The following is an 11,225-nucleotide window of genomic DNA, read 5'->3' on the forward strand; positions in this document are numbered from 1 at the left end:
CCGGCACCACCGCGACAGCGCGCACCCGGTCCTCGACGTCGGTCAGGCAGGCCGTGCGTTCGCCGGCACGGCCGCCGTCATGTCGAGGTCACGACGAGCGAACCGCAGGAACGTCCGGCTCGCAGGTCGTCGAGCGCTGCCCGGGTCTGCTCGAAGGTGTACCTGGTGATGGTCGGCGACACCCCCAGCGCGTTCGCCACCCGCAGGAAGGAGCTGCCGTCCGCCCGGGTGTTGGCGGTGACGGAACGCAGGTCGCGTTCGTCGAACAGGTGGTCCCGATAGGTCATGGTCGGTATGTCGCTCATGTGGATCCCGGCCAGGACGACCGTTCCTCCGCGCCGCGTGGCTTCGAGTGCGCGCGGCACGAGCTCCCCCGCGGGAGCGAAGACGATGGCCGCGTCGAGCGTGACCGGCGGAGCATCGGTCGCCGCACCGACGAAGACGGCGCCGGCGGTCCGCGCCAGCTCTCGGTCGGCGGCACCGCGAGTCATGACGAAGAGCTGGGCTCCTCCTGCCGTCGCCAGCCTGGCAGTGATGTGAGCGCTGGAACCGAAGCCGTACATGCCCAGTCGCCCACCCGGCGGGAGATGTGCCCGGGACAGGGCCCTGTAGCCGATGATTCCTGCGCACAACAGCGGTGCAGTCGTCACGGGATCGACGGTGAGCGGAAGCTGGTAGACGTACGCCTCGGGGGCGGCCGTGTACTCGGCGAACCCGCCGTGGGCGTCCCAGCCTGTGTACCGGGAGTCCGGGCACAGGTTCTCGCGGCCTTCGCGGCACCATGAGCAGGCCCCGCAGGTGCTGCGAAGCCAGGCGACGCCGACGCGGTCGCCGACGTGGAGTCGTCGGACGGCCGGTCCGACGGCGTGGACGATCCCGACGACCTGGTGCCCTGGGACGACGCCAGGCCGGTGGACGGGTAGTTCCTGGTCGATGACGTGCAGGTCGGTTCGGCACACCCCGCACGCCTCGACCTTGACGAGCACCTCACCGGGCTCGATCGTCGGCAGCGGGAGATCTGAGGCGACCACCTCGCCGGCCCGGTCGCTGGTCGTCCACGCCTTCATGGCAGCGGTCCTGCCTGCACCGCGCGCCGTCCGGCGGTCGGCCGGGCGGCCCCGGGCACGGTCGGCATGCCCATCTCGTCCTCCTTCTCGTCCTCGCACCACGGGCGCTGCAGGACCGCGCTCACGTACGGGACCTCAGCGACTGTGCGTGACCAGGACCGGCCATCTGGCATGGCGAAGGACACCTTGGCTCACCGACCCCAGGACCGGGCCCCGGAGCTCGCCGTACCCCCGAGACCCCACGACCACGAGGGACGCGGCGACCGCGGCCCGTGCGATCTCACGAGCCGGCGGCCCCTCGACGACCTGGGTGCGCACGGCCAGCGTCTGGTTGATGCGTCGGACCTTCTCGGCAGCCGCTGCTGCGGCCTCTTGCGCACGCAGCCGAAACGCCGTGCGAAACTCGTCGACCGAGGGTGTGAGCGAGGTGACGAGAGGGTCTGCCGGGACCGTGTAGGCGACGACGACGTCGAGCGGGGTGTGCCGGCGAGCCGCTTCGTCGGCGGCCTCGACGAGCGCGACGTTGCTCGCGGGAGAACCGTCGACGCCGACCACGACGGGGCCCACGGTCGAGAACTTCGACTCGGCCGGCACCACGACCACCGGCACGGGCGCCTGCGCCGCGAGCTGCACGCTGACCGAGCCGAGGAAGACCGCCCCGAAGGCCCCCAGACCGCGCGAGCCGACCACGACCAGGCCCGCGCCCTCGGCAGCGGCGTCCGACAACGCCAGGGCTGCGGGGCCGGGGCGGGCCGAGACCTCGACGTCCAGGCCCGGCTCGATCTGCTCGACGACCTCGGAGGCGACACGCAGGACGTCGTCGGTCCCGTCGCTGTCGGCGGCGATCGGTGGCAGGTAGAAGCCCCCCGCGAAGATGGGGTCGTAGACGGGGCGAAAGCGCGAGTGCACGACGAGCAACGGAACGTCTCGCAGACGCGCTTCGTGCGCGGCCCAGACGAGTGCTGAACGACTGCTGGTCGATCCGTCGACCCCGACGACGACCCGGGTTCCAGACATGGCACTCGTCCCTCCGCAGCTCGCGATCCTCGGGCCCGCACGATGCTCGGAACGCAGGAGACGGTGGACGATGATCCACCGGACCGGGCCCTGACCCCAGTCTTGGCCCGCCGCGTTCGTCGGGCAACCGGTGCGGACGGGGTCCAACGGCTGCCGGTCCAGGGGCCATCTCGCCCTGGCCCGCCTCAGGACGGACGTGATGTCCTGGGCTGGAGCCCCGTGTCCGGAGCTGCCACGACCGGTGCCAGGTGGAAGGAAGAGCGACATGGACGTCATCGACGCTCGCCTCGAGCGAATCATCACAGCGGCGACGCATGCCCCCAGCGTGCACAACACCCAGCCGTGGCGGGTCCGGCTCACGGGCAACCGGATGCTCGTCCACGCCGACCCGTCGAGGCAGCTACGGCACTCCGACCCCGCAGGACGCGAGATGCTCATCAGCTGCGGTGCGTTCCTCTTCAACGTCCGCACCGCCGCACGGCGAGAGTCGTTGACGGCCCAGACCACGATCTGGCCGAACCCGGACGACGAGCTGCTCGTCGCCTCGATCGAGTTCGCCCCCGCCCTGGGACCCGACATGGACGAGCTGGAGCTGTCGGTCGCGATCGATCGGCGGGCCACCTCCCGCACTCCGTTCGACGACCAGCCGCTGGACTCCGACGTGCTCCAGGAGATCCAGGCGGCCGCCCGGAACGAAGGCGCCGACGTTCGCCTGATCCACCCCTCGGACCCGACGCGGTCGCAGGTGCTCGCGCTCGTGCGCCGGGCCGAGTTGCTCGCCGGGGAGGACGCCGTCGCACGCGGCGAGGAGGCGGCCTGGACCGCGACGACGCCGGCTCGGCACGACGGCATCCCTCAGGACCTCCTCGGCCCGTCCTCCACGGACGAGGAGGCACCGGTGCGGCGCTTCCTCTCGAGCGACGGTGCCGCCGAGTTCGAGCACCGCTCGACCTTGGCCGTCCTCTCCACGCCGAGCGACTCCCGCCAGGACTGGATCGCCGCCGGGGAAGCGCTGGAGCACCTCCTGCTGGTGGCGACCACCTACTTCGTGCACGCCTCGTTCGCCACGACGGTCCTGGAGAACCCCACCACCCGGCACGACCTGCGCCGCGTCCTGTCGCTGGGCGGGTGGCCGCAGATGCTCATGCGCCTGGGATACAGCGCGACCCACCCGCACACCCCGCGGCGCACGCTCGAGGAGATCGTCACACCCGGTGAGCCGGGGACCCTCGAGGACTGACACGAGCCCTGGGGCTGCGGACCGGAGCGCCGCAGGTCGGGTCAGGTCGGGGCGCCTCAGGCTCAGGGCCGAACGGCACGGGACTCAGGGGGCCTCCCGGCCCTGCCTCGGCCGCGGTCCGTGGACGAGGGTGGGGGGTGGAAGCCCGCATCCCTGCGCCACGGAGGTCATCATGCGCACCCGACTCGACCGACCGATCGTCGTCGGTCTCGATGGATCCACCGACTCTGCACGGGCGCTGCGCTACGGCGTCCAGGAGGCGCGACGCGCCGGGTGCGGGCTCTGGCTCGTCAACGTGATCCACGAGATCGTCCCTGTCGCCCCGATGTGGCCGCTGCTCACGAGCGACACGCTCGTCGACGTCGGGCACGAGCTGCTCGCCGACGCCCGGCTCGTGGTGGAGGAGCTCTCCCACTCAACGGTGCCTGTCGAGGTGGAGACCGCGCTCGGTCCAGCGGTGCAGATCCTGGCGACCGCGAGCGAGAGAGCCCGCATGGTCGTGCTCGGCCACAGGTCGGCAGGGTTCGTCGAGCGTCTGTTCACCGGCAGCACCACGTTCGGCGTCATCGCCCGCTCCGCGTGCCCGGTCGTCAGCGTCCCCCACGACTGGGACGAGAACCGTGCGGAGCAGCGGGTCGTGGCCGCGGTAGACGGCTCGTCGGTCTCCTCGACGGTCCTGGCGTACGCCTTCGCTGCCGCCTCCGAACGTTCTGCCCGACTCGAGGTCGTGCACTGCTGGCGCCTCGACCCGTTCTACAGCTACCTGGTCGACGAGTGGTCGGTCGAGCAGGAGTGGGACGCCCAGACCCACGGAACGATCCGGGGGTTCATCGACGAGTGGTCCGGACGCTACCCGACCGTGCCCGTCGAGACCCGACTGGAGTACGCCCCCGTCGCCGACACCCTCGTCCGCTGCTCCAAGGACGCGGACCTGCTCGTCATGGGCCGGCACGGCCACGGCGGGCTCGGGCTGCGGATGGCCATGGGGGCGCCCGGCAGCGTCACCCGCGCAGTGCTGCAGCACGCTCGCTGCCCGCTCGCGGTCATCCCCGTGGGCGGCCCTGCCGAGCCTGACGACGACCTCGTCGCGGCCACCTCCCACGCCGGGGGTGCGGCAGAGGTCGACGCCCCCGAGAGCCGATGACCCGTCAGCCGTCCCGGACGGACGGCACGTCCCACAGGAGGCACACCATGAGCACGACCCACGAACCGCACCCCACCGACCGGTCGGGGACGGCTTCGGCACACTCCCTGCCCGACCCGGACTTCGTCCACCCCGAGCTCGTCCGACCTGAGACACGTGCCCAGCGCACGCTGCGCTACGTCGGCGCCGTGATCCGGCTCAGCCTGGGCTGGGTGTTCCTGTGGGCGTTCCTCGACAAGACGTTCGGGCTCGGCTACGCGACACCGGCGGAAGGTGCGTGGATCAACGGTGGCCACCCCACGTCCGGGTTCCTCGAAGGGGCCACCACCGGGCCGTTCGCCGACTTCTACCAGGGCCTCGCGGGCCAGGCCTGGGTCGACTGGGTCTTCATGATCGGTCTCCTCGGGGTCGGCCTGGCACTGATCCTCGGCATCGGGATGCGCGTCGCAGCGGTTGCCGGAGCGCTCATGCTCGTCCTGATGTGGACCGCGGTCCTGCCACCGGCGAACAACCCCTTCATGGACGACCACCTCGTCTACGCGCTGGTCCTGGTCGCGCTCGCCCTCGGCAACACGGGCACGACCCTCGGGCTGGGGACCTGGTGGCAGCAGACCCGCCTCGTCCGACGCTGGCCCTGGCTCACCTGACCCACCAAGGTCTCGCCGCACCGCACGAAGGCTCCGGCGCGACGACAGCGAAGGCCCCGGGCGCCGAACGCAGACCCCGGGGCCTGACGCCCGCCCAGACCAGGAGGCCACCGTGGATCCGGCATACGCTCATGACGTGGACAAGACCTCCGCCGAGGTGCAGGACGCGATCCTGCGAGCCGTCAGCGGCTTCTCCTCCGACTTCGACCTGCGTGACCTGCTCGTGGGCGTGGTGCGCGCCGCGTGCACCCTCTCCGGTGCCCGGTACGGTGCGCTGGGTGTCATCGGGCACTCCCGCCGACAGCTCGTCGAGTTCGTCGCCGAGGGCATGAGCCCCGCCGACCGTGAGCGGATCGGTCACCTGCCCACCGGGCACGGCCTCCTCGGTCACCTGATCGACCACCCCGAGCCACTCCGCACCGAGGATCTGACCGGTCATCCGGCATCGACCGGCTTCCCCCCGGGACATCCCCCCATGAAGACCTTCCTGGGCGTCCCCGTCCGCGTGCGCGGTCGCGTGTTCGGCAACCTGTACCTCACCGAGAAGGCGACCGGTCCCACCTTCACGTCCGAGGACGAGAAGGCGATCGTCGCCATGGCCGCGCTGGCCGGGCTCGCCATCGAGCACGCGAACCTCCTGGTCATGGCCGAACGCCGAGCACGCTGGCTCGAAGCAGCGGCCACCATGCCCTCGGACGTCCTTCGCGCCGCGACATCTCGCGCGGCGCTCCACGCAGTCCTTCATGGTGCTCTGATCGCGTCGCAGGGCACGACGTGCCTTGCCATCGCCCCGGACGAGACCGGGCGGTTCACGGTCCGGGCCACCGTCGGCGACCTCCGCGACAGCCCCGACGACCTTCTGGCGACCCTTCACCCGGCGCTCATGCTCTCGATGGCGACCAGCACGACCCGCTGGGCCGACCTCGAGACCGGCGGAGCGGTCATGACCCGGCTCGCGCTCGACCCGCTGACCCGTGGTGCGATGGTCGTCGTCCTCCCGGCCGGACGGCTCACGGCGAACGTCACCGAGGACTCGGACCTCCTGGAGAACTACGCCTCCCAGGCCTCGCTCGCCCTCGAGCGCCACCACACCCGAGCAGTCCACGAGCAGCTCGCCGTGCTCGCAGAACGCGACCGCATCGCCCGCGACCTGCACGACGTCGTGATCCAACGCCTGTTCGCCCTCGGTCTCCAGCTCAAGGCGCTCAGCACGAGCGTCGATCCGGGCGCCCGCGAGCGCCTGCGCGTGGTGATCGACGACCTCGATGCCACGATCGGGGAGATCCGACGCTCGATCGCGGACCTGCGCCCCGCGCGCCAGCAGCACTCCCTGCGCTCGAAGACCAGGGCCCTGGTCGCCGAGTACTCCCATGTCCTCGGCTACACCCCGTCGGTGACCGTCACCGGCCCCTTGGACACCCTCGTCGACCCTGCCCTGCACCACCACGTCCTCGCCGTCCTGCGGGAAGGGCTGTCGAACAGCGCCCGCCACGCCGCGGCAGACAGGGTGTGGCTGGACCTCGACGTGACCACGACCCGGCTCACGTGCACCGTCACCGACGACGGCACCGGGATCGACCGGTTCGACATCCGCAGCGGGCTGCGCAATCTCGCTGATCGTGCCGCCGAGCTCGGCGGGACGCTCGACGTCGCAGACCATGCACCGCACGGCTGCCGTCTCACGTGGCAGATCCCCCTGCCCACCGGTTCCGTCCAGGGTGAGGACGCCTAGCCCTGGAGCTTCGTCGCCAGCACCGCCGCCTGGGTCCGCGACTCCAGACCCAGCTTCATCAGGATGCTCGACACGTAGTTCTTGACGGTCTTCTCAGACAGCACCATCTGTGACGCGATCTGCCGGTTCGTCAGCCCCTCGGCGATCAGGGTCAGGACGTTGTGCTCCTGCTCGCTCAACGACGCGAGGGCGGGCTCCTCGCTCGGTCCGGACCGCACCCGCTCCAGCACCCGGGCGGTCAGCGCCGGGTCGATCAACGACTGCCCGTCGGCCACGCGTCGCACCGCCTCCACCACGTCGGACCCTGCGATGACCTTCAACAGGTACCCGCACGCGCCGGCCATGATCGCCGCGAACAGGGCCTCGTCGTCGTCGTACGACGTCAGGATCAGCGAACGTACCTCGGGTGCCGAGGAGTGCAGCTCCCGACACACCTCGATCCCTGACCCGTCCGGGAGCCTGACGTCGAGCACCGCGACGTCGGGGGCGAGGCTCGGAAGCACACGTGTCGCCTCACGCGCAGAGCCCGACTCGCCCACGACCACGACCTGACCGTCCGCCTCGAGCACGCCCTTGAGCCCGCGCCGCACGATCTCGTGGTCGTCCAGCAGGTAGACCCGGATCGGCTCCATCCTCCCGTTCTACTCCTCTTCCTCCCACGGCACCATCGCGCACCCCGCACGTCCGCGCTCCCCCGCTCGCGAGAGCCGAGAGCCGAGAGCCGAGAGCCGAACAGCCCTACCGGGTCGCGCCGAACGGACCTGGTGCGAGGTGGCAGGTCCGACGATGCTGGAGACGACCCCAGGAGGACTCCATGGAAGCCGTCGTCATCTACGAGTCGATCTTCGGCAACACCGCGGCGATCGCGCACGCCATCGCGGTCGGCCTCGCGCAGAGCCTGACCGTGCGCACCGTGCAGCTCCCCTCGGACTCTCCGGCGCGTGACCTGGGTGCAGCCGATCTCGTGGTGCTCGGTGGCCCCACCCACGCTTTCGGCATGTCGCGACGCACCACCCGTGAAGAGGCGGCCCACCGGCAGGGCGAAGGCCACCCCGTCGAGGCGAGCGGCCTCCGCGAGTGGCTCGAAGCCCTGCCCGACGAGGCCGACGGTCGGAGCGCCTGCGTCTTCGACACCCGCGCCAAGTCCTTCCGCTACCTTCCTGGGAGCGCCGCCGGGTCGGCCTCACGCCTCGCGAAGCAGAAGGGACTGCGGCTCGTCGACCGGCCTCGCTCCTTCTACGTCACCGACATGGAGGGCCCGCTCGCCCCCGGGGAGCTCGACCGCGCCACGCGGTGGGGCGCCCACCTGGGCCGGCTGGTGCCCCTCTCCCCGCAGCGTGACTGACGCTGTCGGCTCCCGCACCGGGTGTCCGACCCCGCCCCGTCCAACGAGACCATCCCCCGACGAGAGGACCGGCACGTGCCTATCGAGGTCTACCACCAGGACGACGAGTGGCACGTACGACGCCAAGGCACGGCCGAGGTGCTGTCGAACCACCCGACGAAGGAGGCTGCCGTCTCCGCAGGGCGCGCGGCCGCAGAGCACGAGGGCACCGAGTTCGTGATCAACGACCTCAAAGGGCGGGCTGACCCGTCGGGCCCGAACCCACCGCACCCTCTGAGGTGATCGAGCGTGGGGACGGGCCCGCGGGTGGCCGGGGGCAGGAAGCGGCACCGGCAGCGGCACCGGCGCGGCACCGATGGGGGCAGGTACGACTCAGGGGCCGTTCCCCGACGTGCGGGAAACGGCCCCTGAGCTCGACGAACATGGTGGGCGATACTGGGTTCGAACCAGTGACCTCTTCGGTGTGAACGAAGCGCGCTACCACTGCGCCAATCGCCCGCTGCGACTGAACCTCTCGGTCCGGCCGTGCGTCCTGGAAGATATTAGCCGTACTTTGACCCAGATCGCGAACTGGCCTGCGGACCCGCCTGGCGACCCGTCGCGAAGGGACTCCTCCAGCGTAGCGCCGCGCGCTCCCCAGTCGCGCGATCCCGGGCCTCGTTCGCCCCTCAGGGGTCGATGCGCTCCCGTCGCCGCCGGTCGAACAGCTCGCGCGCAGCGATCGACAGCTCACCCGCGCGGACGGGGACGCCGTCGAGCGAGACCACGGGCTGGATGTTGCGCACGCTCCCCGCGAGGGCGAGGTGCGCGTCCGAGGAGGCTCCGCCGTCGGGCCCTGGGGCGACGCGGTCGAGGACGGAGAACGGCAGGTCTGCTTCGCGGACCGGCAGCCCGTCCTCCGCGGCCCACTCCAGGAGGAGCTCGCGCGTGATGCCCGCGAGGCAGCCCGACGACAGCGGGGGTGTCAGGAGCTCGTCGCCGACCTCGACGAACACGTTGGCGCCGGTGCCCTCGCACAGGTCCCCGACGGTGTTGGCGAGGATCGCCTCGTCGCCCCCGCGCGCGGTGGCGTCGGCGAGGGCCACGACGTTCTCGGCGTACGAGGTCGTCTTGAGCCCGGCCACGGCCGAGCGCTCGTTGCGCACCCAGGGCGAGCGCACGGCCCGCGACGTCGGTCCGGGCGACGCGGGGCCCGCGGCGATCACGATCGTCTCCTCGCCGCCGTCGCGCCCTGACCCCATGGGCCCGAAGCCCCCCGTGACCGTGATGCGCAAGCGCCCCGCGCTCCCCCCGGCCGCAGCGAGCACCTGCGCGACGCCGTCGCGGACGCGCGCCTCGTCGGGCGCGGGCAGGCCCATGCCGGCCGCGGACCGTCCCAGGCGCCGCAGGTGACGCGTCAGCGCGAACGCCTGGCCGCCGTACACCGCGCACGTCTCGAAGATCCCGTCCCCCACGGTCACGCCGTGGTCGAGCGCGCTCAGTGCGCGCTCCCGCGGCTCGACGAAGGACCCATCCACCCACACGACGATCGACATGACCTCAGTCTGCCGCAGGCCCGCCCGACGCGAGCGCGACGAGCCGCGCGGCCTTGAGCTCGGTCTCGGCCCACTCCTCGGCCGGGTCGCTCCCCCACGTGATGCCCGCACCGGTCCCGAAGCGCAGCTCGTCGTCGGTCCACCAGAACGTCCGGATCCCGACGGCGAGCTCTGCCTCGCCCGTGTCGCCGTCGATCCAGCCGACCGCCCCGCAGTACGGGCCGCGGGGTCCGCGTTCGAGCTCGCGGATGATCCGCAGCGCCGACGACTTGGGCGCCCCCGACACCGACGCGGGCGGGAACGTCGCGTCGAGCACTCGCCCCCACAGTCCCCCCGGGGCGCCCTCCTCGGCGGTGAGGCGCCCCTGCACGCGCGAGACGAGGTGCACGAGCCCCGGGTGCGCCTCGACGGCCAGGAGGTCGGTGACCTCGACCGACCCCGGTGCGCTCACGCGCTGCAGGTCGTTGCGCACGAGGTCGGTGATCATGACGTTCTCGGTGCGGTCCTTGTCCCGCAGCCCGGCGGCGGTGGGCGCGGTGCCCTTGATGGGCCCGGACGACAGCACGCCGCCCTCGAGCCGCAGGAACAGCTCGGGGGAAGCCGTCACGACCCACACAGGGTCGACGCCGCTCGTCGCGGGGACGTGGATCGCGCCCGCGTAGGGGGCCGGGTTGCCGGCTGCGAGGACGCGGGCGAGGGCCCGGGCGTCGGGCTCACGGCCGTCTGCGGGCAGGGGCGCGGACAGCACGCGGCAGATGTTCGCCTGGTAGACGTCGCCCTCGTGCACGGCGTGGCGGACGGCCGCCACGGCGGACTGGTACTCGTCACGCGACAGCGAGCTGCGCCAGGCGTCGGGCGCGGGCCCCTGCCAGTCGCTCTCCCCGCCCGACGGCGTCGCGGAGGCGGGCAGGTCGGCCTCGGTCCTCCCGTGGTGGGCGAAGCGCCACGCGCGAGCCCGACCACCGTGCGCAGGGCCCTCGAAGTCCGCCACGACGAACCAGAGCCCCTCGGCGAGGCGTGCGGCGTCGACGGTGAGGTCGATGCACTCGACGACGCCCGCGCCGTGACGGTCGGCGAACGACGCGAAACCGGTCCCGGCGCGGGCGGGTGCGTCGGCGGTGAGGGCGGCGGGTCGGGCCGTGTCGGCGGTGCCGGCCGTGTCGTGGTCCCCGTGCAGGTCAGAGGGTCGGCGTCCGCGCCGTCCGTCCGCCTCGCGCCGGGCTTCGAAGCGTGACCCGCGCCTCATTCACCCCACCCGCCCCGAGTCGACGGTTCGTCAGGAAGCCGCGGAACTTCGCGGGTCCTGGGGTTCTGGCATCGCTGAGCTGGCACGTGCCAACGCTACCGATCTCTGACGGGAGGCCTGCCCGGTTGGACGCCCGGCGCTTCGGTCCACTAAAGTCTGTGACGCGCCGAAAAACGCCGGAGAGATCCGGTCGAGGTCGGTCGCGCGGACGTGGCTCAGTGGTAGAGCATCACCTTGCCAAGGTGAGGGTCG

General features: G+C 71.9%; 12 protein-coding genes and 1 tRNA gene. 6 read left to right on the forward strand and 7 right to left on the reverse strand.

Going from position 1 to position 11,225, the window contains the following annotated elements; translation table 11 throughout:
* Nucleotides 1-77 precede the first annotated feature (77 nt).
* Genes IE95_RS0109770 through IE95_RS0109780 form a run of 3 tightly spaced genes read right to left on the reverse strand, consistent with a single transcriptional unit; the run spans nt 78 to nt 2,084 of the window.
* Nucleotides 78-1,067, reverse strand: coding sequence for a zinc-dependent alcohol dehydrogenase family protein (locus IE95_RS0109770; RefSeq protein ID WP_030151445.1), 990 nt, complete (start codon nt 1,065-1,067; stop codon nt 78-80).
* Nucleotides 1,064-1,192, reverse strand: a complete 129-nt coding sequence (locus tag IE95_RS21255) for a hypothetical protein (protein ID WP_276319051.1) — start codon at nt 1,190-1,192, stop codon at nt 1,064-1,066. Before IE95_RS21255 ends, IE95_RS0109770 begins: the two co-directional genes overlap by 4 nt.
* A gap of 10 nt (nt 1,193-1,202) precedes the next feature.
* Entirely contained in the window at nt 1,203-2,084 is an 882-nt protein-coding gene (locus tag IE95_RS0109780) for a universal stress protein (RefSeq protein ID WP_030151446.1), read from the reverse strand.
* Nucleotides 2,085-2,349: 265 nt separating this feature from the next.
* On the opposite strand from IE95_RS0109780, the gene IE95_RS0109785 reads away from it, so the two are divergent.
* From IE95_RS0109785 to IE95_RS0109800, 4 genes are all read left to right on the forward strand, one after another.
* Nucleotides 2,350-3,324 carry an Acg family FMN-binding oxidoreductase gene (locus IE95_RS0109785; protein ID WP_030151447.1) on the forward strand — a complete coding sequence of 325 codons (975 nt, stop codon included), beginning with the start codon at nt 2,350-2,352 and terminating at the stop codon, nt 3,322-3,324.
* Between the two features lie 172 nt (nt 3,325-3,496).
* Nucleotides 3,497-4,468, forward strand: a complete 972-nt coding sequence (locus IE95_RS0109790; RefSeq protein ID WP_030151448.1) for a universal stress protein — start codon at nt 3,497-3,499, stop codon at nt 4,466-4,468.
* Between the two features lie 47 nt (nt 4,469-4,515).
* Nucleotides 4,516-5,115 (forward strand): DoxX family protein, encoded by a 600-nt coding sequence (locus tag IE95_RS0109795; protein ID WP_084690062.1) that lies wholly within the window; start codon nt 4,516-4,518, stop codon nt 5,113-5,115.
* A 136-nt stretch (nt 5,116-5,251) separates the two neighbouring features.
* Nucleotides 5,252-6,847, forward strand: a complete 1,596-nt coding sequence (locus IE95_RS0109800) for a GAF domain-containing sensor histidine kinase (protein ID WP_051702961.1) — start codon at nt 5,252-5,254, stop codon at nt 6,845-6,847.
* Here IE95_RS0109800 and IE95_RS0109805 read toward each other — a convergent pair.
* Nucleotides 6,844-7,479 (reverse strand): response regulator, encoded by a 636-nt coding sequence (locus IE95_RS0109805; RefSeq protein ID WP_030151451.1) that lies wholly within the window; start codon nt 7,477-7,479, stop codon nt 6,844-6,846. The two genes, IE95_RS0109800 and IE95_RS0109805, sit on opposite strands and share 4 nt — an antisense overlap.
* A 182-nt stretch (nt 7,480-7,661) precedes the next feature.
* On the opposite strand from IE95_RS0109805, the gene IE95_RS0109810 reads away from it, so the two are divergent.
* Both IE95_RS0109810 and IE95_RS0109815 read left to right on the forward strand, forming a co-directional pair.
* A complete protein-coding gene (locus tag IE95_RS0109810) occupies nt 7,662-8,192 on the forward strand; it encodes a flavodoxin family protein (protein ID WP_030151452.1) in 531 nt (176 codons plus the stop codon).
* Nucleotides 8,193-8,267: 75 nt separating this feature from the next.
* The gene (locus IE95_RS0109815; protein WP_164984125.1) at nt 8,268-8,474 is read left to right on the forward strand and encodes a DUF2188 domain-containing protein; all 207 of its coding nucleotides are present in this window, start codon (nt 8,268-8,270) and stop codon (nt 8,472-8,474) included.
* 141 nt (nt 8,475-8,615) lie between these two features.
* Here the strand turns inward: IE95_RS0109815 and IE95_RS0109820 are convergent.
* From IE95_RS0109820 to IE95_RS0109830, 3 genes are all read right to left on the reverse strand, one after another.
* A tRNA-Val gene (locus IE95_RS0109820) sits at nt 8,616-8,690 on the reverse strand.
* A gap of 170 nt (nt 8,691-8,860) precedes the next feature.
* Nucleotides 8,861-9,727, reverse strand: a complete 867-nt coding sequence (locus IE95_RS0109825; RefSeq protein WP_030151454.1) for an aminotransferase class IV — start codon at nt 9,725-9,727, stop codon at nt 8,861-8,863.
* 4 nt (nt 9,728-9,731) lie between these two features.
* Complete coding sequence (locus tag IE95_RS0109830; RefSeq protein ID WP_084690064.1) at nt 9,732-10,973, reverse strand: chorismate-binding protein; 1,242 nt, start codon at nt 10,971-10,973, stop codon at nt 9,732-9,734.
* Nucleotides 10,974-11,225: the final 252 nt, after the last annotated feature.

It is taken from the genome of Oerskovia turbata, from assembly GCF_000718325.1.
GTDB lineage: Bacteria > Actinomycetota > Actinomycetes > Actinomycetales > Cellulomonadaceae > Oerskovia > Oerskovia turbata.